The sequence below is a fragment of the Photobacterium obscurum genome (genome assembly GCF_026191635.1).
Classification (GTDB): Bacteria; Pseudomonadota; Gammaproteobacteria; order Enterobacterales; family Vibrionaceae; genus Photobacterium; species Photobacterium obscurum.
The window spans coordinates 128,676-149,988 of sequence record NZ_JAKRRW010000001.1; the positions used below are offsets into that span (position 1 = coordinate 128,676).

At 47.7% G+C, this 21,313-nt stretch carries 16 protein-coding genes; 7 read left to right on the forward strand and 9 right to left on the reverse strand.

What is annotated here, in order from left to right; genetic code table 11:
* Nucleotides 1–81: 81 nt before the first annotated feature.
* The 5 genes from MD588_RS00570 to hinT all read right to left on the reverse strand — a co-directional run bounded on the left by MD588_RS00570 (nt 82) and on the right by hinT (nt 3,935).
* Nucleotides 82–927, reverse strand: coding sequence for a phosphotransferase (locus tag MD588_RS00570; RefSeq protein ID WP_265694812.1), 846 nt, complete (start codon nt 925–927; stop codon nt 82–84).
* A 45-nt stretch (nt 928–972) separates the two neighbouring features.
* Nucleotides 973–1,566 carry a penicillin-binding protein activator LpoB gene (gene lpoB / locus MD588_RS00575; protein WP_265694813.1) on the reverse strand — a complete coding sequence of 198 codons (594 nt, stop codon included), beginning with the start codon at nt 1,564–1,566 and terminating at the stop codon, nt 973–975.
* A gap of 72 nt (nt 1,567–1,638) precedes the next feature.
* A complete protein-coding gene (locus MD588_RS00580) occupies nt 1,639–2,025 on the reverse strand; it encodes a YcfL family protein (protein ID WP_265694814.1) in 387 nt (128 codons plus the stop codon).
* 2 nt (nt 2,026–2,027) lie between these two features.
* Complete coding sequence (locus MD588_RS00585; RefSeq protein WP_265694815.1) at nt 2,028–3,413, reverse strand: COG3014 family protein; 1,386 nt, start codon at nt 3,411–3,413, stop codon at nt 2,028–2,030.
* 171 nt (nt 3,414–3,584) lie between these two features.
* Nucleotides 3,585–3,935, reverse strand: coding sequence for a purine nucleoside phosphoramidase (gene hinT / locus MD588_RS00590; protein WP_265694816.1), 351 nt, complete (start codon nt 3,933–3,935; stop codon nt 3,585–3,587).
* A gap of 435 nt (nt 3,936–4,370) precedes the next feature.
* Here hinT and MD588_RS00595 point away from each other — a divergent pair, with 435 nt between their 5' ends.
* The 3 genes from MD588_RS00595 (at nt 4,371) to MD588_RS00605 (ending at nt 8,743) form a co-directional block, all read left to right on the forward strand.
* Entirely contained in the window at nt 4,371–6,374 is a 2,004-nt protein-coding gene (locus tag MD588_RS00595) for a methyl-accepting chemotaxis protein (protein WP_265694817.1), read from the forward strand.
* 249 nt (nt 6,375–6,623) lie between these two features.
* Nucleotides 6,624–7,652 carry a dihydroorotase gene (pyrC, locus tag MD588_RS00600; RefSeq protein ID WP_265694818.1) on the forward strand — a complete coding sequence of 343 codons (1,029 nt, stop codon included), beginning with the start codon at nt 6,624–6,626 and terminating at the stop codon, nt 7,650–7,652.
* 209 nt (nt 7,653–7,861) lie between these two features.
* A complete protein-coding gene (locus MD588_RS00605) occupies nt 7,862–8,743 on the forward strand; it encodes a patatin-like phospholipase family protein (protein WP_265694819.1) in 882 nt (293 codons plus the stop codon).
* A gap of 52 nt (nt 8,744–8,795) precedes the next feature.
* Here the strand turns inward: MD588_RS00605 and MD588_RS00610 are convergent, their stop codons facing one another.
* From MD588_RS00610 to MD588_RS00625, 4 genes are all read right to left on the reverse strand, one after another.
* On the reverse strand, nt 8,796–11,861 hold the full coding sequence (locus MD588_RS00610; RefSeq protein ID WP_265694820.1) for an efflux RND transporter permease subunit: 3,066 nt from the start codon (nt 11,859–11,861) through the stop codon (nt 8,796–8,798).
* Complete coding sequence (locus MD588_RS00615; RefSeq protein WP_265694821.1) at nt 11,858–12,949, reverse strand: efflux RND transporter periplasmic adaptor subunit; 1,092 nt, start codon at nt 12,947–12,949, stop codon at nt 11,858–11,860. Before MD588_RS00615 ends, MD588_RS00610 begins: the two co-directional genes overlap by 4 nt.
* A 1-nt stretch (nt 12,950) precedes the next feature.
* Entirely contained in the window at nt 12,951–13,985 is a 1,035-nt protein-coding gene (locus tag MD588_RS00620; protein WP_265694822.1) for an efflux RND transporter periplasmic adaptor subunit, read from the reverse strand.
* 328 nt (nt 13,986–14,313) lie between these two features.
* Nucleotides 14,314–15,822 (reverse strand): fumarate hydratase, encoded by a 1,509-nt coding sequence (locus MD588_RS00625; RefSeq protein ID WP_265694823.1) that lies wholly within the window; start codon nt 15,820–15,822, stop codon nt 14,314–14,316.
* A 294-nt stretch (nt 15,823–16,116) separates the two neighbouring features.
* On the opposite strand from MD588_RS00625, the gene pabB reads away from it, so the two are divergent.
* The 4 genes from pabB to MD588_RS00645 all read left to right on the forward strand — a co-directional run bounded on the left by pabB (nt 16,117) and on the right by MD588_RS00645 (nt 21,304).
* Nucleotides 16,117–17,553 carry an aminodeoxychorismate synthase component I gene (gene pabB / locus MD588_RS00630; protein ID WP_265694824.1) on the forward strand — a complete coding sequence of 479 codons (1,437 nt, stop codon included), beginning with the start codon at nt 16,117–16,119 and terminating at the stop codon, nt 17,551–17,553.
* Nucleotides 17,554–17,662: 109 nt separating this feature from the next.
* Nucleotides 17,663–18,262 carry a CoA pyrophosphatase gene (locus MD588_RS00635; protein WP_265694825.1) on the forward strand — a complete coding sequence of 200 codons (600 nt, stop codon included), beginning with the start codon at nt 17,663–17,665 and terminating at the stop codon, nt 18,260–18,262.
* A 191-nt stretch (nt 18,263–18,453) separates the two neighbouring features.
* Nucleotides 18,454–19,707 (forward strand): aromatic amino acid transport family protein, encoded by a 1,254-nt coding sequence (locus tag MD588_RS00640; protein ID WP_265694826.1) that lies wholly within the window; start codon nt 18,454–18,456, stop codon nt 19,705–19,707.
* 235 nt (nt 19,708–19,942) lie between these two features.
* Complete coding sequence (locus MD588_RS00645; protein WP_265694827.1) at nt 19,943–21,304, forward strand: L-serine ammonia-lyase; 1,362 nt, start codon at nt 19,943–19,945, stop codon at nt 21,302–21,304.
* The last annotated feature ends 9 nt before the right edge of the window (nt 21,305–21,313 follow it).

Sequence of the window (21,313 nt, forward strand, 5' to 3'; positions counted from 1 at the left end):
CCTCCTCAAACACCCAATAGTGATACAAGTGTAGACCTGAGTTCACAGAGTATATTTCAGCCCATAAGAATGAAGTGATTGTTAAGCGACAAGCACAGCAAGCTTACGCTGTAACCTGAGGCCCTCACTCAGGTATGACGACTCTTCAGGCCAAAGCGTGGCACCAACATAAAACCAAAGCATCGAAAGGTAATCGCACCAGGGCTGCCAGGCTTTTACGGCCGCAAGCCAACGCTCGCCGTCCTGCCGATCCCGCAACTGGCAGTAGTTCATCACCGCCGGTTCGATATCAAGCTGATTGGCATTGATTGTCAGCGCCAAATCAAGGGAAGGGTCCCCGGCAGCAGCATACTCCCAGTCAATCACTCGTAAATGGCCATCAGGTTGACAGATAATATTATAGCGCCCTAGATCATGATGACAGCAGGTGTCAGCAAACCAGAGCTGGGGGGGATGCTGGCGAAAATAGTCAAACACTTGCTTAAGCTGCGGAGACTTGTGCTTAGCCGGGATATACTGCCAGTAGTGTGCGGCTTTTTCCTGCACATCTAGCCGCCATTGGGGAACAGGCAAAGCATGAATTTCAGCCTGAACCTGAAGCAGGCTGTAAGCCGATAGCTTTTCGTCAGCCATCTTGCCCTCCACCCACTCCACTAACAGGCCATGCTCAAGCAAGGCAATGCTATTTGGTGCGATAGCGGCAGCCTGAAGGCTATTAAGAATGAGAAACTCGTGTCGACGAGAAAGCCCGAAAGCCTCCGCCGAGCTAGCCTTCGGACGCCACACCGCTGTCAGGGTCTCCGATGTCCGTCTGTGACAAAACTCGAGTACCCAACAACGATTGCTCAGGCCGCCCGAAAGCGGCCTGGCAGAAAGTAGCTGTAAATCGGGCAAAGCACCTAGCAAAGACGAGTCAAACGTATTCACTCACAACCTCACTCAAACCACACATACTTTCAACTAACAGCAAGATTACCAACCCAGTAGGCTCTTGGCTTCCTGTTTGCGGATCTCGGTTTCGTCTGCCCACTCAATCAGGCCGGTTTCCAAATCCATCAGGCGCATTGTCATCTTGTAGTAAACGTCTTTATCGCTACCCGCTCGCTTGACGATGCTAGCCAGGTTGCCGTACATCATGTACTCCGCACCAACCATCTTACCAAACTGAATTGCGGTACTTTGGTTAACAAGTTCGTCGTTGTTTTGGAAGTTCAACTGCTTACGTGCTGCTTCAACACGAGTCATATCCACAAAACGGAATTTACCCGAGTTCAGCAAACGTGTGCTCACGGAGTCAGTAATGGATTCAGTATCAATATGCTCGCTGGTTTTGTTTTTAATACCATCAACAACAATGATTGGTCGATTACCATTACCGGTAATATATGCCACTGAACCCGATGTCAGCATGCTATCAGTCATCTCTTCAGCAATTTTCTGCAGATCCGTAGAGCCAAATTCAATCGTGGTCGTTTCTGCTTCCTGCGCATCACCGTAGCTAACTTTTTGCGCACAACCACCCATCAATGCAGCTACACCTAATAATGCAATTACGCCTTTTTTCATTTTATTACCTTTAATTACTGTTGTCGCAATGTCGATCAGAACACATTTCTGACCACAATTCCCATTAATACATTAATAGTCCGCCTCGCGGATGTAGATACGATACTGTGTGGCACTGGATTTCTTGGCCACCGCCTGCAAGGTCATGGAGTCTTTGCCATGCAGAACAAACTGGCGCCACGGGCTGTTACTGCCATCCACTTCCAGGCCTTGCGCATCGTACCAATAAAAACGATATTGCAGCTTCATATCCGAGTTAACCATACTCGTCACTGGCACACCGGCTTTCATTAACCCATTCGCATCAGAGATCAACGCTTTTTCGATCGTAATACGTGAGGCCAGCGACGAGTTGCCAATCACCACATTTTGATTGCTGCTCTCGATACTGATCCCTGACGTTGCTGACGAACAAGCAGACAGTGCCAGTGCAAGCAGCAATACAGAAAGATATTTCATTATTAGTTTCCTCCTAACAATACCGACCACCAGCTAAGCTGATCACCCTGTCGAGATACCCAGACCATGGTTGTACGCCCAGCTGCGACCTTAACGTCCAGTTGTTTACCGTTCCAGCTAAGTTTATGTGTTCCTGCTGTTAAATCAGTATGATACATATTTATCGAAGATGGCAGCGATTGCCAGCTTCTCGTATCTGGCTGCTCCGTCAGGGTATTGAAGATATTGGCCAATACATTACCGACATCGTTCCCCCCTTTGGCGGCAGATTTCCTGACTTCATTCTTTGCCACCACCCGTAGCGCCTGACGTACAACAATCACCGGCAACTCTTCGTTCAGGCTGTTCTTAGCCATGTTTGTGACATTCGTCAGTTCACTACTTTTGACGGATTGATTATCCAACATCAAGTCACTGAAACGCGGGCTGACCGTATTGGGATAATAAGGCAAGGCAAGGTTATAAATGACGCCGTCACCTCGGCTATCTTCAAGCCATAGCGGTAAGCGCCAACCATCTCGTGGCTGAACAACACCTTGCTCGTCGAGAATCACAACCCGACCGCTATCAGCCTTAGGTGCATTATATTTTCCATAACGAGCCTCTAGCTGTTTGCGATCTTCATTCATTTGCAAACGGGTTGCCAATCGCAATACCGTATCAGCGATATAGACATTCCGCGGAGCGACTGCCAAGGCACGTTTGTAGTCGATATAGGCACTGTTATAGTCGCCGTCAGCCTCATAGAGTACTCCCGACAGGTAGAACAAATAGCCATTTTGCACATTGCCTAACTTATCACCGGCATCCGGGTATCGTGCAAGTACAGCTCCTAGGTTCTGGCTCAGCCCTTTGCGCTGAGCTTCTTGAGCAGCATTTTCAAGTTCAGCCTCACGGTATTTTTTGGCCGCTTCCTGAACTAGATTGGCACGACGGACTTCAACCAACGCACCTTCTAAATCTTTCTGCTGTATATAGTTCAACGCCAAATACAGGTGTAAAAAACCCAACTCGTAATCTGCGGGTTGGTAAGTGATCATATTGTCGTTGGTGAGCAGTGCCCCAGCCTGGTTGAATCCTTCAGAGATCTGAATACTGGCCTGCCGTTGCTGCTCTTTTACCGCCATATCAGCATGTTGTAAGGCCGTAAAACTCGTCGGATATTGTTCCGCAACAAAGTTCACCCGCCCTCTTTCCATACCATCGAGGATATTACCCGCCGGAGCCTCAGGAAGGGCTTCCACCGCTTGATGGTATTTCCCTTGCTGTAATGCCTCATAGGCTTGTGCGTTTGTCGCGCTGTAGTGGCTGAATAAACTCTGAGTCGATAAATTCGCACAGGCCATCATGCTGAAAGATAACGCCACCACTGCGGCATGTTTTAGCATCGTTTTAATAACCAATTCTCTATACAAAAAAGTCCGAGCGCCTATGGTTCAGACTTATCGGTTATGTCTCATACTGAGACAATAACCTGCCGTAAAACATAATCCACTCAGACCTAACCCTGCGATATAAGTTCCCATTATGGTTGCGGAAACCATTTTATCTTAACTGTATTAGCCAACGAGCATCGGGCCAAGCGGACGACCTGCCAGCAAATGCATGTGAAGGTGGTAGACTTCTTGGCCGCCATGCGGGTTACAGTTAACAATCAAACGGTAGCCGTCCTCTGCAACCCCTTCCTTTTCCGCTAGCTTACGTGCAACAGTAAACAAACGTCCCATCATCGCTTCATCATCAGCTTCAACATCGTTTGTCGTCGGAATCAGCTTATTCGGAATAATTAAGATATGGCTTGGCGCACGTGGGTTAATATCCCGGAATGCTGTCACTAAGTCATCCTGATATAAAATATCTGCCGGGATTTCCTTACGAATAATTTTACTGAAGATGGTTTCTTCTGCCATATCATGCTCCATTAATTTATTGAATCTTAGGCTACCCAAAGTGACTTCAGAATGCTTGTTCAACGAGAATCCTGATGTAATTTAGGTCGATATCCTAACTACGGAGTATGCTTGAGTCGTTCCTATAGAGCAATATTGAACACCGTTTTTAATCATTTTTCCAGTAAATTTTTCATGAGTTAAGTTTTTTTTTGATGCAGCCGTCAAAGAATGTGAAGACGGTATTCATTTATTATCAAGCGCTCTCATTTGAAGTCGATACAGATTTAAGGGTGACAAATGGGTCAGTTTTGTCTTGTTTCACAGGCTTTTTTTGCGGCTTAAAAATTAGACATCACATTTTGTACGAAGGCAAATAAAACAATAAGAGCTTCGTATTACTGTACGTTTTGTGAGCCTGCTGTCGCTCACATTTGCCATTTATTTAGGGATATTATGAAGACAACGAGACAAACCTCGGTCATACGTCGTATGTACACTGGGTTTGCGGTAATGGTTTTACTGTTTGCCGCAACGATTGTTCTGATGCTTGATGGAACAAACCGCATTCACCGCCAACTTGAAACCGTTACCTCGGATGCACTCCCCTTGGTATCCATGTCAAACCAGACCAGCGTAAGACTGCTTGCGGCCGACAAGATCTTCAAAGATTTTCTTACCAGTCAAAACCCCGAGCGCATGAAAGCCTATGAAGCCAATTTCAGCCAGGCTCACACCGCTTTTATTGAGGCTCTCGATCAGTTGGTTGCCGCCTCTGAAAACAACAGCGCCCTCAATACGCAACTCAATGAGCTGATCGCTCTGGAGGAACGCTATTTTTCAGAAGCCCATATAGCAATGGAAAACTATCGTACCCAACTACTGGCTCAGGAAGAACGCCTGCAGTCAGCACGCCGATTTCAGCAACTTCACAGTGAGCTGAATACACGAATGAAGGAGTACATTGAAGATCAAGACAGCATTTCTGTCAAAATGATTGCCAAGAACTACTTCATCAAGTTGCGCCAAACAGAAACCATCACCTCCGATGCTTTGGCTACAGACGATATCAAGGTTATCGACAAAGCCGTAAAGGACAACAAACGCTACGTCAACCACCTGGGCAACTCCTACCGCTCGCTCGTATCGTTAATACCTGAACTCGCTAACACATTCGACAAACCCATTGCGCAGTATACCCTCGATATCGGTAAATCAGGGGGGGTACTGGATGTTCACTTCCGTTATATCGATGCCCGCAATCGCCTATATGACAATATTGCTACCCTAGCCGCTGAAATTGACCAGGCAACCAACCTGCTCGATTCCTTCAGAACCCAGGCCAATGCCCAGATGGATACCGCTATTGCCAATGCTGACAAGGCTTATAGCCAAGGGTTTAACAATGCGATTTTAATCGGCATCGTTGCCACGCTGTTTGCGGTCTTTATCGGCTGGTATCTGGCACAAAGTGTACGCAGACCGCTGGAATCAACGCTCAATACCCTTGAAGCGTTAACCAACGGTGATATGACCAAACGTAGCGACATCAACAACTTTGTCGAATTCAACAAGCTCAGCCACCATATCAATACGCTGGCAGATAACCTGCAGGAAGTACTGGGCAAGCTCAGCCAGGCATCCTGTGATCTGACCTCCGTCGCTGAGGAAAACCAGGCTACCACCTCCGAAGCCAAAAACCGTCTCAACGAGCAACGACAGCAAACGGCATCGGTCGCAACCGCCATGACCGAGATGGAACAGTCCGTGACCGACGTCTCACATAGTGCACAAAATACGATGGAACGAGTGCATGAAGTCGAGAAGGCATCCAATACCGGTCGCGAAGTGATGAGCCGCAATATTAACACCGCCCACCAGCTATCAGAGCGGCTTGACGAGTCGGTCAATGCGGTTTCGAAGCTTCAGGAAATGAGCAGCAACATCGGTTCTATTCTTGATGTGATCCGCAATATTGCCGACCAGACCAACCTGTTGGCATTAAATGCAGCCATCGAAGCAGCGCGTGCCGGTGATCAAGGGCGTGGCTTTGCCGTGGTCGCTGACGAAGTGCGGGTGCTGGCTAAGCGCACCACTGACTCCACTTCCGAAATCGAAAATATGATTCAAAGCCTGCAATCCCGCTCCGGACAGGCCGTCTCTGTAATGCAGAGCTGTGTCAGCGAGATGGAAAACAGCATTACCCAAGCTTCCGATGCCAACAGTGCAATGGAAGAAATTCAGGCCATCATTCTCGAAATCAGCCAAATGAGCTCGCAGATTGCGCAAGCTGCTGAAGAGCAGCGCAGTACCACCACGTCTATCGCCCGTAGCCTGGAAGATATCAGCCACATTGCTGATTCCAATTACAGCTCGATGGAAGAGGTGGCCGAGGCAAGCAACAAATTGGATACCCTCGCCCACCAGCAGAACGATCTGGTGATGCGGTTTAAGTTATAGGAGCTAGAAACGAGAGCCTAGTTCCTTGAGACAAAGTACCAAAATCTAGGAACCAGGTACTAACTTCCCCCCTTCTCTCCTTACAAAGCCAGCTTGACTGCTGGCTTTGTTATTTCCAAGCACATTCCCCCGCCCGCTGCAAACGATTGCGTTTTTAATCATCAATTAAGTATTATGTTTGATATACGACCTTTACTTAAAGATATTTAGCTTTTAGAATCGGGCAAATTTTTTGGGAGGGAAGCAATTATGACGACAATTACGATTACACGTCCTGATGACTGGCACACGCATTTACGTGATGGCGACGTACTAAAAGATACTGTTCGCGACATCAGTCAATATATGGGACGAGCGATCATCATGCCGAATCTGGTCCCGCCGGTTACCGATACCGAAGCCGCACTAGCCTATCGCGATCGTATCCTAGCCGAAAAGCCCCAAGGTAATTTCTCCCCTCTAATGACCCTCTACCTCACCGACAACACCTCTCCTGACGAAATTCGCAAAGCCAAAGCCACTGGCCATATCTATGCAGCAAAACTCTACCCTGCCGGTGCAACGACAAATTCAGACTCTGGTGTCACCTCTATCGACAAACTTCTGCCAACGCTTCAGGCCATGGAAGAAGTAGGGATGCCACTGCTTATTCACGGTGAGGTAACGACCCATGACGTGGATATTTTCGACCGCGAGAAAGCGTTCCTGGATACCGTATTGGCTCCGATTGTTGAGCAGATGCCAAATCTGAGAATTGTTGTCGAGCATATCACGACCAAGGATGCAGTAGAGTTCGTCACCAACGCCGGACCAAACGTCGGCGCGACTATCACGGCTCACCACCTGATGTTTAACCGCAACCATATGCTGGTTGGCGGTATTCGCCCGCACTTCTATTGCCTGCCGATTTTAAAGCGCAACATTCACCAGCAGGCACTGGTTGAAGCGGCAACCAGTGGCAGCCTTAAGTTCTTCCTAGGTACCGACTCCGCCCCACATGCCCAAGGCCGCAAGGAATCAGCGTGTGGCTGCGCCGGCTCTTACACCGCCCATGCCGCAATCGAACTGTACACGGAAGTCTTCGAGCAGGCTGGTGCGTTGGATAAACTGGAAGCTTTCGCCAGCTTCAATGGCCCGGATTTCTACGGCTTACCTCGTAATAGCGACACGATTACGCTGACAAAAGAAGCCTGGACTGTGCCTGAAACGATGGCCTTCGGCAAAGATGTCGTCGTACCCATTCGCGCCGGTGAAGAGATGGTTTGGAAAGTTGCCTAAGCTTTATCTATAAAAGGCCGTCATGACGCTCTCTCAATAACAGGCTGTATCTCAAATCCCCTATTCATAGGGGATTTTTTATTACCGGCTATATATTCCCCTCCCTCCGAAAACACATCGGTTTCACCTACCGATTCAATAACTATTATCCATTATCTCAATAGCACCATTGGGCGTATTCTCTGCTCAGAATTACATTTGAGGTAGATATGTTTTTTGATAATAGCAGTGCATTAATTGTCGAAGGCGGCGCAATGCGAGGTATTTTTGCCAGTGGTGTATTGGACGCCTTTATGGAGGCTGATTTCCGGCCGTACGACTTCGCTATCGGGGTATCAGCCGGCGCATCGAATCTGCTGGGTTATGTTACCAACGCGCCAAATCGCAGTTACCATGTGATTACCGAGCTCGCCACCAGCAAAACTTTTTTCAATCCGTCGCGATTTCTGACAGGTGGCGACTTGATCGATGTAAGATGGCTCTGGACAGAGTCCAATAAGCAATTTCCTGTCAATAAAGAACAGCTGCTTACATCGATTCCCCTTCTGGCTACGGTGACCAATATTGCAACCGGTGAGGCTGACTATTATCAAGTTAACGAACATAACCTTGAAAATGCCATGGTGGCTACTGCAGCGCTTCCCATCGCCTTTAAGGCGACTCCCTGCTTTTCAGGTGGCTGCTTTACCGACGGCGGCGTCGCCAACTCAATTCCGGTAAAAGAAGCCTATCGCCGTGGAGCTAGAGACATCACGGTTATTTTGTCTCACCCATTGAGTTACGAAAAGCAACCGAGCAAGCACCCCTGGATAATGAAAAAGCTACTATCACGCTATCCGGAAGTCGCTAAGGCAATGAATACCCGGGCGGAAAACTACAACCAATCACTCGAGTTTATCCGTCATCCACCGAAAGATGCTGTCATTAAGGTGATTGCGCCACCGGAAGATTTTGGCGTAAAACGGCTCACCATGAATAAATCTCTCTTGAATCAAGGCTATGAAATGGGGGTAAACGCGGGGGTAGAACACATGGTCAACCTACAAGGGCTCCATGGACTAAACAACGAGAATTGCCATTTTTGTATATAGAAGCCACATCCCCCCAGCCTATGGCTAGGGGGAAGTGGTTAACCACACATGGCTACGCTTGAGGGATCCGTAAATGATGGAACATCCGGTACAGCACAGGTACAACAATCAGGGTCAGCACTGTAGCAAACCCCAGCCCGAACATGATAGTTACCGCCATTGGCTTAAAGAACACATCCGGTAATAGCGGGATCATACCCAACACGGTAGTGATCGCCGCCATGCACACAGGACGAACACGGCTCACCGCAGCATCAACCACCGCCTGATACTTCTCTTTACCACTGCTGATCTCGATTTCAATCTGATCCAGCAGTACGATACCGTTTTTCACCAGCATCCCTGACAGGCTCAAAAAGCCCAGCAGCGCCATAAAACCAAACGGCGTATTCAATATCAACAGACCCGTCGTTACCCCGATAATTGCCAGTGGTACTGTCGCCCAGACAATCACGGCCTCTTTCACCTTATTGAACAAGAAGATGGTGATTAGGAACATGAACAGGTAACCCATTGGCATCGTTTGGAACAACGATGCCTTCGCATCTGCCGACGATTCATACTCACCGCCCCATTCCAGAGAATAGCCAGGCGGGAAGTCTAATGCTTCAATCTTAGGCTGAATACGGGCCTGCAACGTAGCAGCAGTCTCATCGCCCAGCGGATCCGGATCGGCCATGATCGTTAGCATACGCTTACGGTTTTTTCGCACAACCAACGGATCTTCCCACTGAATATTCGTTCCCAGAATAACTTGCTGTAGCGGCACATAACCTTGAATGGCGGGACTCCAAATCTTCATCCCTTCAATGGTACTGACGTCTACGCGCTCCTCATCGGGCAAACGAGCAACAATTGGCATCAGGTTAGTACCATCACGGTAGAGACCAACAGTTAAGCCGGAGAAGGCCATTTGCAGCAAGTCATCAACATCAGATTTCGTGATACCGTAACGGCGAGCCTGGCTTTCATTGAAGATTGGCTCAATCACTTTGGTGCGCTCGCGCCAGTCATGGCGCACATTAAAGGCTCCAGGATCGGCACGCATAATATCCAATGACTGCTGGGCCAGGCCACGCAATACCGTAGGATCCGGGCCGACTAAACGCGCTTCAATTTTAGAGCCTGACGACGGACCTAACTCAATACGTTTTAGTTTATATTCAATATCAGGATGCTTGGTATCAAGCTCATTGCTGACAGTGTGCAGCATTGGCATCACGTCTTCAAAGCTATCGACACGAATAATAAGCTCACCGTATGACGAATAGCTCTTCTCCGGTGAATAGGTCAGCATGAAACGCTGCGAGCCTTTCCCCGCACTCGAAGAGACATGGCTAACATTCTCTTGGGCACTCACCCAATTTTCGAGCTCTCGCAATTTATCATTGGTTGAACGAATGTCGGTTCCTTCCGGCAACCATACATCCACCATGAACATCGGGGTCGTCGAGGATGGGAAGAAAGATTGTTTTAACTGGGTAAAGCCATACAGGCTCGCCCCCAGCATCACAATCAACACGATGACGGTCGTCCATGCGTGTTTCATACACATTTCCAACGCCTTTTTATAGGTCACAAAAACAACCCCCTTATAGGGATCATTCTCTTCATCATTGCCGTTGCTCTTAACACTTTTGAAGAATAAATCGGAAAAGAATGGCGTCAACGATATAGCCGTAAACCAACTCAGCATCAATGAGATAAGCAACACACTAAACAACGTCGCACAGTATTCGCCCGTCGAATCCTGAGATAAGCCGATAGGCGCAAATGCGGTAACGGCAATGACCGTCGCCCCTAGTAAAGGCCACTTTGTTTGCGTCACGATGTCGGATGCAGCCTGAACTCGCGTTCGCCCTTTTTGGATCCCTATCAGGACCCCCTCGACGACCACAATGGCATTATCCACCAGCATCCCGAGTGCGATAACCAGAGCTCCGAGGGATATGCGCTGTAAGTCAATGGCCATCCAGCTCATAAATACAAATGTACCCAGCACGGTTAACAGCAAGATCAGGCCAATCAAGATACCCGAGCGCAACCCCATGAAGAACAACAGCACGACGATAACAATGGCTACCGCCTGGCCGAGGCTGACAATAAAGCCTCGTACGGACTTATCAACTTCATCGGGTTGGCTATAAACCACACCGATATCGATACCCACAGGCTGCTGCTCTTTAAGCTCGTCTAAACGTCGGTATACCCCTTTACCAATTTCGACAACATTCACCCCCGAGACAAACGAAATACCGACATTCAGTGCCACTTTTCCGTTATAGCTAACCAGATTATCAGGCACTTCTTTAAAGCCGCGTTTGATCGTTGCAACATCTCGCAGATAAATCAGTCCTTCAGCACCACTCTCGGTAATAATCAAATCACCCAGTGCATCGACATCGGTAAATTCACCCGTCGGATGGACACGGATATACTCGGTACCAATTTTGACGGCACCCGCGCTAGAGACGAGATTCTGCGTCGCCAGGGTGTTGTAGATTGTCTGTGGTGAAATGCCGAGACTGCTCAGGCGCTGCAGTGATATTTCAATAAACACCTGCTCCTGCTGAGTACCGGTAACGGCCACCTTACCAACACCAGTCACCAGCTCTATCTCACGACGGAGATAATCCACATAATCGTTCAACTCTTTATACGAATAACCATCCCCGGTGATTGCCAGCATGATGCCGTAGACATCACCAAAATCATCAACAACCGACGGTTCTGCCACACCAGGTGGCAAATTCGGCTTTAGGTCGTTCACCTTTCGACGAAGCTCATCCCAGATCTGCGGGAGATCATCCGGGCCATAGTTGTTCTTCATCGTTACCGTGATCTGCGATAAGCCACGACTAGATATTGAGTTAACTTCATCAACATAAGTCAGTTGCTGAATGGCTTTCTCTATCGGGTATGTCACTTCCTCTTCGACTTGTAGCGGTGTTGCCCCCGGATAAGCCGTGACAACCATGGCATCTTTGATGGTGAACGCCGGATCTTCCAAACGTCCCAAACCAAAGAAGGCCATGGTTCCGCCGATCATGAAAATTAAAGTGACCATCCAACTGATCACTTTGTTCTTTATAAAATAGGCTGCGATATCTTGTTTCATTCTTGTTCAGCCTCCTTACCAATAACTTCAATTTGCTGGCCTTCGCGCAAGCGATTTGCTCCCGCAATCACAATGGTCTCTCCTTCTTGCAACCCAGACAGCAAACGTACACCTTCAGGCACAACTTTATCGGTCGAGACCCGGCGCTTACTCACAGTCCTATCATCGTTAACAACCCATACGAATTTATCGGTCACGGCGAGTTCATCGCCGTCTTCGTTAAAAATAGCTTCCAGAGGTACAACAGCCTCCCCCTGCCTGTAAATATTAAGCTTCTGGGCATCCGCTCGTACTTCAACGGCCATTCCGTCAAGAATAAAGCGATCCTTCGGCATTGGCATCGTCAAGGTTACAAGAAACGATCCGAGATTCGGGTCTGGCTCAGTGGTAAACTCTTTCAGGTGGGCTTTGTACTCAGTGCCATCGCCCATAAGCACTCTGGCGCCAGGCTTAGACTCTTGAATATCCACGGCAGAGCTTTGAGAATAAATTAAATCAGGTGCCTGGATCTGAATGTCCACCATGTTGGTACTATGAATATTCATCACTTGCTGACCAACTTGTACATTCTCAAACTGCTCAACGGGCACACGTGAAATCACCCCGTCAAAAGGCGCTTTTAGCTGGGTAAAAGTCAGGTTAAGTTTGGCAATATTCAATCTTGCACGCGCGATACGTCGCTGTGCTTTAAGCTCGTCAAACTGTGATTGGGCCAAGAAACCTTTTTCAACCAATTTGGCCGAACGCCGATACTGACTATCCGAAACGTTATATTTCGCTTGTGCGTCATCAACTTCCAACTGGTAATCTTTCGGATCAAGCTGTGCCAGTAACTGCCCTTTTTTAACAAAGTCACCAGGGCGCACATGTATTCGGGTCACTTCCCCCTGAATTCGAAAAGACAGGCTCGATTTATCCGCGGCGGCAGCAACAGCCGGAAAAGTCAGCTGAGGGGCATTATCGCCCAGTGATACTATACCTACGTTAACTGGCTGAACTTTCTGCCTCTCTTCAACTTGTGGCTTCTCGCACCCTTGAAGTGCTAGAGCTGAACTAATAGCAAGAACGATAAAGGATAACTTTTTCATATTACAGCCCTCGCTCCTTTACCCATGCCCGCACTTTCTGACCTTCTTTTAGCTCATTGATCCCCGAAATCGCAATTTGATCGCCATCGTTCAAGCCACTGACCACACGTCCTTTATTATCCAGTTCAACCTGTGTTTTGCGAGCGAGTCCCTCGTCATCAATGTACCAAACGAAGGTCGCGTTACTTTCTTGCATAATCGCACGCCTTGGTATGGCTCCCATACCACCTTTGGGAATGGCAATTTTTACCAGACCGGCCATCCCCGGAAGGACATTTTTACCCTCGGGACGTTCCATAAATAACGTCACTTTATAACTTGAAGTTGTGGCATCGGCTTCGGTATCCACCTCTTTAAACTGGGCAGGGTACACTTCACCCGGTATCGTATCGAAAATGACACTCGGATTTACATCAGATTTACCTTGGTAGCGCGCCAAAAGGTGTTCAGGCAGCTGAAAAGTGACATTAATAAGGCCTGCACTTTGAATATGCATGACAGGTTCTTTGGCCATAACATATTCATAGTTTTCGATTAATGATAAGGACAACGTACCGTCATAAGGCGCTACCAGGGTGGCATAGTTCAAGTTGGCCTTTTGTTTACTCAACGCCGCTTGCGCCTGGTTCAACGCAGCCTTGGATGTATCATAATCAAGTTCAGACACCACATTGGTCTTACGTAGCTCCTCATCTCGCTTGAACTGAACATACGCTAGCTCATAGTTTGCCTGTGCCTGTTCAACCAGTAATTCAAGTTCATCCTTGTTCAGGCTTGCCAATTTTTGCCCGCGTTTGACTTCGTCCCCCGGATTAACGTCAACGGATAACAACTGGCCTGAAACTCTAAATGCCAACACGGCTTTATCTCCTGCTTCAACAATCGCAGGAAAAGTTCGGTAGGTTTCATTATCACCAACGGAAACCACTTGTAATTTTACTGGCCTGGAATCAGGCTCAGGTATTTCAGCCTTTTTATCACCGCACCCCGACAGCAGCAAACCAGCGACGACGGTGGCTAATAGCGTGCGTCCCATAAAACCCCTCTAATTCATTTTTGTTCTTCATTTGGTATAAGTAAATTCTACGACCCCAAACCAATTCACCCGAAAAAGCATTTGCCAACAAGTTAACAGTGTAGCCAATAAAGCGACACAGAAACCGAACAAACCACTAAAAAGAAAGAAAAACAAGTTATTACATACGATTTCGGAACGATACCAAGCCAATAGAACATTGACTAACCAAAAAAGGAAGATTCAAAAGAAATCAGGATTTAGCGAAGTCGCAAAAATAAGAAAAAATAAAAAGACATAAAAAAAGGAGCCCCAAGGCTCCTCTTTAATATATCAGGCAGCTACAAAGTTAAGCTTCCATATCAGCTATTTTAACTTTCCAGGTATCTGGGCCAGTCTGGTGCGCATTAACACCTTCGGCGTCAACCGCTACCGTAACAGGCATATCTTCGACTTCAAACTCGTAGATGGCTTCCATCCCCAAGTCTTCAAAAGCAACCACACGCGCTTTCTTGATCGCCTTGGCTACAAGGTATGCTGCACCACCTACCGCCATCAGATACACGGCCTTGTGCTGCTTAATCGACTCAATAGCTGCCGGACCACGTTCTGCTTTACCAATCATGCCTGTCAGGCCTGCTTTTTCAAGCATCATGTCAGTAAATTTGTCCATACGAGTAGACGTTGTCGGACCCGCTGGACCTACCACTTCATCGTCAACGGCATCGACCGGACCGACGTAATAAATAAAGCGGTTGCTAAAATCAACCGGGAAGTCTTCCCCTTTCGCCAGCATGTCCTGAATTCGCTTGTGCGCCGCATCACGCCCAGTCAAGATTTTGCCAGACAGCAGAATCGTCTCGCCAGAACGCCATTCCTGCACATCCTCTTTGGTTACTTCGTCGATATTGACGCGGCGAACATTGTCACCCACTTCCCAGGTCACCTCAGGCCAGTCTTCCAGCTTCGGTGGGGTAAGTTCGGCTGGACCGCTGCCGTCTAGGGTAAAGTGAACATGGCGTGTTGCTGCACAGTTCGGAATCATGCAAACCGGTTTAGACGCGGCGTGAGTCGGTGCGGTTTTGATTTTAACATCAACAACCGTTGTCAAACCACCGAGGCCCTGAGCACCGATACCAAGCTTGTTGACGCGGTTATAAATATCTAGACGAAGCTCTTCTTCTGCATTTTGCGCACCGCGCTCTTGCAGTTCATGAATATCGACCGATTCCATTAGCGACTCTTTGGCCAGCACCGCCGCTTTCTCCGCGGTACCACCGATACCAATACCCAGCATCCCCGGAGGACACCAGCCCGCGCCCATCAAAGGAACGGTTTTCTCAACCCATTCCGCAATGTCATCCGAAGGATTCAACATCACCATTTTGGTCTTGTTTTCAGAACCGCCACCTTTGGCCGCGATCTGGATTTCAACTTTATCACCCGGCACCATGTCGATATGAACGACTGCTGGTGCATTATCCTTGGTGTTTTTACGGCTGCCCGCCGGATCCGCAACAACAGAGGCTCGTAGCGGGTTATCCGGATTGGTGTAGGCCTGACGCACACCTTCGTCGATCATTTCTTGTACGGTCAGATCGCTGTCCCACTGTACATTCATACCGATTTTTACAAAGCAGGTCACAATACCGGTATCCTGACAGATCGGACGACGTCCTTCTGCAGACATACGCGAGTTAATCAGGATCTGTGCAATCGCATCTTTTGCCGCCTGACTCTGCTCTTTGTTATAGGCCTTTTCCAACGCCTGAACAAAGTCCAGCGGATGGTAATAAGAAATATACTGCAGCGCATCCGCTACACTTCCAATCACATCTTGTTTACGGATGACGGTCATAATTGCCCTCGTTGATTATTATCATTCCATGGCGCCCGTTTTTAGTGCTTCCAGTGTAGGGTGTGATTCACATCAGCCAGCCCTGCGCATAGGGAATAGGAGAAGCAGGGAGCAATGCAACCACGTGGCCATGATCCTCATGGCTGATGTCCTGTGTAGATTATCGCTACTCATTCAGTAGAAAATAAAACACAAAGGATCGTCCTTGGGCGTCGTATTAAATTCTGCGTTTATGATACTCTTGCGGACAATTTCGCGCCATGCGCCAATCGAACACCTGTCACAAAAAAGAAAATGATTTGTAAATCACATCCCCAACTGAGCATTGAACAACTCGATTACGCCCAAGAAGCGACTCTCTCGTGGTTTGAACCGTTAGCGGGCCAGCCATGGGCTATGATATTACGCTCTGCAGCTCAGGATCACCCAGATAATCGCTTTGATATTTTAGTTGCTGATCCTTTAGCCACTTTAGAGACACATGGTGAAATAACTCGTATTAAATTTTCAAATGGCGATGAAAAAACCAGCGGCAGGGATCCCTTTCAACTTGTGGAAGAGATTCAGGGACAACTATTGCCTCCGTTTAACTCTATGACAGACGTGCCTTTTATTGGCGGAGCTTTAGGCTATTTCGGCTATGATCTGGGGCGCAGGGTGGAAAAAATGGCCAACACAGCCTGCCATGATATTACCGCGGCAGAAATGGCAGTCGGTATCTATGACTGGGCGCTAATCGCCGATCACCAAACACAGCAGCTGTACCTGATTGCTCCCAAAGGCAGCAATCGACTGGAATGGCTACAGCAGCAAAAAAAATTATTTGAACTGAAACACAGCATTAATGGTTCACAACATAAGCTGCCATTTGCATTAACAAGCCCGTGGGCTGCGAATATGACAAAAGCGGCCTATTGCAACAAATTCGATCAGGTTCAGGAATACCTGCTTTCTGGCGACTGCTATCAGATCAACCTAGCCCAACGCTTTCAGGCAAAGTACCAGGGGGATGAGTGGCAGGCCTATCTTCGGCTGGAGCACACTAACGGCGCTCCTTTCTCCGGCTTTATAAGAACCCCGGAGGGCACTGTTCTGTCCGTATCGCCTGAGCGCTTCCTCCAGCATCATCAAGGCTATATTGAAACCAAGCCGATCAAGGGCACCCGCCCACGCTCTGCCGACCCACATCAAGATACCCGTAATGCTGATGAACTACGGAATGCCGACAAAGACCGCTCAGAAAACTTGATGATTGTCGACTTACTCCGTAATGATATTGGCCGGGTTGCTAAACCGGGATCCGTACAGGTACCCAAACTGTTCGATATTGAAAGCTTTCCGGCGGTTCACCACCTCGTTAGCACGGTCACCGGCGAGCTTGATAAGAATTACTCTCCAATGGACTTGTTGCGTGCCAGTTTCCCTGGCGGATCGATTACCGGAGCGCCCAAAATCCGCGCGATGGAAATCATTGAAGAGCTGGAACCGCATCGTCGCAGTGTGTATTGCGGTAGTATCGGTTACTTTAGCCGCTGTGGCCGAATGGATACCAGTATCACTATCAGAACTCTGATTTCTCAGGATAATACTTTGTTCGCCTGGGCAGGTGGCGGGGTGGTCGCTGATAGTAGCGCTGACAGTGAATATCAAGAAACACTGGACAAACTGAGTAAAATTCTGCCAATCTTAGAGAATCAGGATAATTCTCAGACTATGTCAGAGAACCAGTAACATCAAATTAGCAACATCAGAAGTAAACATTGTCGCTGGCCATTTTCACGCCTTCGTGAAAATCCTTGGTTCCAGCCAGCAATGTTAATGCAATAACCACGGACGGTTTATGAATTACCAGCAACAACTGCTAGCACGTTTTCTGCTTGCGCCACTGACCAACTATGACCAAAGCCACTCGGCTCGGGTTCGACAGCATGTGGCCGCTTCCAGTACGTTGAAGCAAGCCGCTGTACTCATTCCCTTAGTTCCCCGTAACAACAGTTTTAATGTTGTTTTCACCCGTCGTGCTCGTCACTTGAAACATCATCCAGGGCAAATCGCTTTTCCTGGCGGTAGATATGAACAACAAGATGTTGATTTAATTGAAACTGCGATCAGGGAAACCAGAGAAGAAACTGGAATTTTATGCAATCGCAGTCACATCCTCGGTCAGCTGCCTTCGTTGCCCACGATCAGCGGTTATATCGTCACCCCGTACTTATCAACCATCCCCAAGGATTACAGGCCAGCGCTGGATCCTAATGAGGTTGACGACTTGTTTGAAGTTCCTATCCAATATTTATTAAACCCAATGAATATGCGCACTGAGAAATTCACTATCGACGGCATAAAACACAATATTTATGCAATTCCATACAGTGAATATTCAATATGGGGAGCAACCGCCCAGATGATTAAATTGTTATCAAAACAGCTTTGGTATTAAAAACTCGCCCTCTAACACGTTATTTTCCCTAACTTCTCCGCAACACTCGTTGTGATCAAGATCACCTTTAATTGTATTGCAAATATCACCCGTTACATAACGAGATCAAGATCAAAGTTTTACTTTCTGAAATCATCAAAATGCGCCCCGTTCCTAATTTCCGTTCCGTAATTAACTTTGGATATATAATCATGCAAACATCTACAAGCACAGCAACGAGTACCGTTGCAAAAGCAGGATGGACGTACAAAGACGTGACTTGGGCGCTATCGCTATTCGGTACCGCTGTAGGCGCAGGCGTTCTGTTCCTTCCAATTAAAGCAGGTGCTGGTGGCTTCTGGCCTCTTGTTATCCTTGCACTGCTTGCTCTTCCAATGACATGGTTCGCTCACAAGAGCTTGGCTCGTTTCGTTCTTTCAGCGAAAAATCCTGAAGCAGATATCACTGATACTGTTGAAGAACACTTCGGTAAAACTGGCGCAAACATCATCACTTTTGCTTACTTCTTCGCCATCTACCCAATCGTTCTTATCTACGGTGTAGGTATTACCAATACTGTTGACTCTTTCATGGTAAACCAGATGGGCATGGAATCTATTCCACGCTGGCTACTATCTGGCGGCCTGATCCTGGCAATGACCGCGGGTGTTGTATTCGGTAAAGAACTAATGCTGAAGGCAACTTCTGCAATGGTTTACCCTCTAGTATTCGTTCTACTAGCACTTTCTGTTTACCTAATTCCTGAGTGGAATAGCTCAATGATGTCTGTTAGCCCAGACTGGGGTTCAATGCCTTCTGTAATCTGGCTAGCAATTCCAATCATCGTGTTCTCATTCAACCACAGCCCAATCATCAGCCAGTTCTCTAAAGAACAGCGTCGTATCTACGGTGACAATGCAGTGCAGAAAACTGACATGATCACTGGCGGTGCAGCAATGATGCTAATGGGCTTCGTAATGTTCTTCGTATTCTCTGTTGTTCTGTCTCTATCTCCAGAGCAGCTAGCAATGGCACAAGAGCAAAACATCTCTGTACTTTCTTACCTAGCTAACGAGCACGACTCAGTACTGATTTCACTAATGGGTCCAATGGTTGCGTTTGCTGCGATTACTTCTAGCTACTTCGGTCACTTCCTAGGTGCTCACGAAGGTCTAGTTGGCCTAATCAAGTCTCGCTCTGGCATGCCAAAGAGCAAGATTGAGAAAATCTCTCTAGGTTTCATCGTTATCACTACTTGGGTAGTAGCAGTAGTTAACCCAAGCATCCTAGGTATGATTGAGACAATGGGCGCGCCAATGATTGCGGCAATCCTATTCCTAATGCCTATCTTCGCGATGAGCAAAGTACCAGCGATGGCTAAGTACAAAACTTCTGCTCCAGCTCAGATTTTCACTGCACTATGTGGTATTGCTGCGATTACTTCTGTAATCTACGGCGCACTATAAGGCAGTTGTCACTCTGACAGTGATAAACGACTATTACGAATTGTTATTGTAAGAAAATGTGCTACAACGCATAGTCTTCTGATTCAATTTACGTAAAATAGAAGATACTAAAGAGCAGGAAGCGAACGCCCCTGCTCTTTTGTTTTGTTTATCTCGCCAAGGAAGGGGCGAGAATGATAAAAACTATACAGTCTGGCGATAGCAAGATTGCTTCCTAAGACTGAGGTATTACGCAATGATCAGTGTTTTTGATATCTACAAAATTGGTGTGGGTCCTTCCAGTTCGCACACTGTTGGTCCAATGAAGGCAGGTAAAGAGTTTATTGATGACCTGCGCGCTATGGGCAAGCTACGTGATGTGACTAAAATTACCGTTGATGTTTACGGTTCTCTTTCTCTAACCGGTAAAGGTCACCACACAGATATCGCAATCATCATGGGCCTTGCGGGCAATAGCCCTGAACATGTTGATATTGACAGCATTCCGGGTTTCATCGCACGCGTTGAAGAAACTGAGCGCCTACCTGTTGGTATGCACTGCCATACCGTGGAGTTCCCTCGCGATAGCGGCATGAACTTCCATACTACTAACCTTCCACTTCACGAAAACGGCATGACAATCCACGCTTGGATTGGTGAAGAAGAAGCATACACTAAGACGTATTACTCGATTGGCGGTGGTTTCATCGTTGACGAAGAAAACTTCGGCAAAGAACAAGAATCAACCGTTAAAGTTCCTTACATGTACACCATGGCTGAAGAGCTAGTTGACCAATGTAAGGAAAGCGGTCTTTCTATCAGTTCACTAGTAATGGCTAACGAACGTGCGATGAATGCTGAAGATGAGATTAACACTTACTTCGCAAACATTTGGAAAACCATGCGTGAGTGTATGGAACGCGGTATGAGCGAAGAAGGTATCCTACCTGGTCCACTACGTGTACCTCGCCGTGCAGCAGCACTTCGCCAGCAGCTAATGACAACAGAGAAACTAAGCAACGACCCAATGACGGTGGTTGACTGGGTTAACATGTATGCTTTTGCTGTAAACGAAGAAAACGCAGCGGGTGGCCGTGTTGTAACGGCACCAACCAACGGCGCATGTGGCATCATTCCAGCGGTTCTTGCCTACTACGACAAGTTCATCCAGTCTGTTGGCCCTAAAGAGTACACGCGTTACTTCGCCGCTTCTGGTGCAATCGGTGGCCTATACAAGCGTAACGCCTCTATCTCTGGCGCAGAAGTTGGCTGCCAGGGTGAAGTTGGTGTAGCTTGTTCTATGGCTGCTGCAGGTCTTGCTGAACTAATGGGTGGAAGCCCTGAGCAAGTATGTATGGCTGCAGAAATCGCGATGGAGCACAACCTAGGCCTAACGTGTGACCCAGTTGCCGGTCAGGTACAGGTTCCATGTATCGAGCGTAACGGTATTGCAGCAGTTAAAGCTATCAACGCATCTCGTATGGCACTGCGCCGCGCTTCTGAGCCTCGTGTTTCTCTGGATAAAGTTATCGAGACAATGCTAGAGACAGGTAAAGACATGAATGCTAAATACCGTGAGACATCTCAGGGTGGTTTGGCAATCAAGGTTATCTGCTAAGAGTCTCCC

What these genes read in the sequence shown, in the direction of transcription:
- lpoB (WP_265694813.1), bottom strand. Translation starts at nt 1,566, where the DNA reads ATGAAAAAAGGCGTAATTGCATTATTAGGTGTAGCTGCATTGATGGGT.
- MD588_RS00580 (WP_265694814.1), bottom strand. Translation starts at nt 2,025, where the DNA reads ATGAAATATCTTTCTGTATTGCTGCTTGCACTGGCACTGTCTGCTTGT.
- MD588_RS00585 (WP_265694815.1), bottom strand. Translation starts at nt 3,413, where the DNA reads ATGCTAAAACATGCCGCAGTGGTGGCGTTATCTTTCAGCATGATGGCC.
- hinT (WP_265694816.1), bottom strand. Translation starts at nt 3,935, where the DNA reads ATGGCAGAAGAAACCATCTTCAGTAAAATTATTCGTAAGGAAATCCCG.
- MD588_RS00595 (WP_265694817.1), top strand. Translation starts at nt 4,371, where the DNA reads ATGAAGACAACGAGACAAACCTCGGTCATACGTCGTATGTACACTGGG.
- pyrC (WP_265694818.1), top strand. Translation starts at nt 6,624, where the DNA reads ATGACGACAATTACGATTACACGTCCTGATGACTGGCACACGCATTTA.
- MD588_RS00605 (WP_265694819.1), top strand. Translation starts at nt 7,862, where the DNA reads ATGTTTTTTGATAATAGCAGTGCATTAATTGTCGAAGGCGGCGCAATG.
- MD588_RS00610 (WP_265694820.1), bottom strand. Translation starts at nt 11,861, where the DNA reads ATGAAACAAGATATCGCAGCCTATTTTATAAAGAACAAAGTGATCAGT.
- MD588_RS00615 (WP_265694821.1), bottom strand. Translation starts at nt 12,949, where the DNA reads ATGAAAAAGTTATCCTTTATCGTTCTTGCTATTAGTTCAGCTCTAGCA.
- MD588_RS00620 (WP_265694822.1), bottom strand. Translation starts at nt 13,985, where the DNA reads ATGGGACGCACGCTATTAGCCACCGTCGTCGCTGGTTTGCTGCTGTCG.
- MD588_RS00625 (WP_265694823.1), bottom strand. Translation starts at nt 15,822, where the DNA reads ATGACCGTCATCCGTAAACAAGATGTGATTGGAAGTGTAGCGGATGCG.
- pabB (WP_265694824.1), top strand. Translation starts at nt 16,117, where the DNA reads ATGATTTGTAAATCACATCCCCAACTGAGCATTGAACAACTCGATTAC.
- MD588_RS00635 (WP_265694825.1), top strand. Translation starts at nt 17,663, where the DNA reads ATGAATTACCAGCAACAACTGCTAGCACGTTTTCTGCTTGCGCCACTG.
- MD588_RS00640 (WP_265694826.1), top strand. Translation starts at nt 18,454, where the DNA reads ATGCAAACATCTACAAGCACAGCAACGAGTACCGTTGCAAAAGCAGGA.
- MD588_RS00645 (WP_265694827.1), top strand. Translation starts at nt 19,943, where the DNA reads ATGATCAGTGTTTTTGATATCTACAAAATTGGTGTGGGTCCTTCCAGT.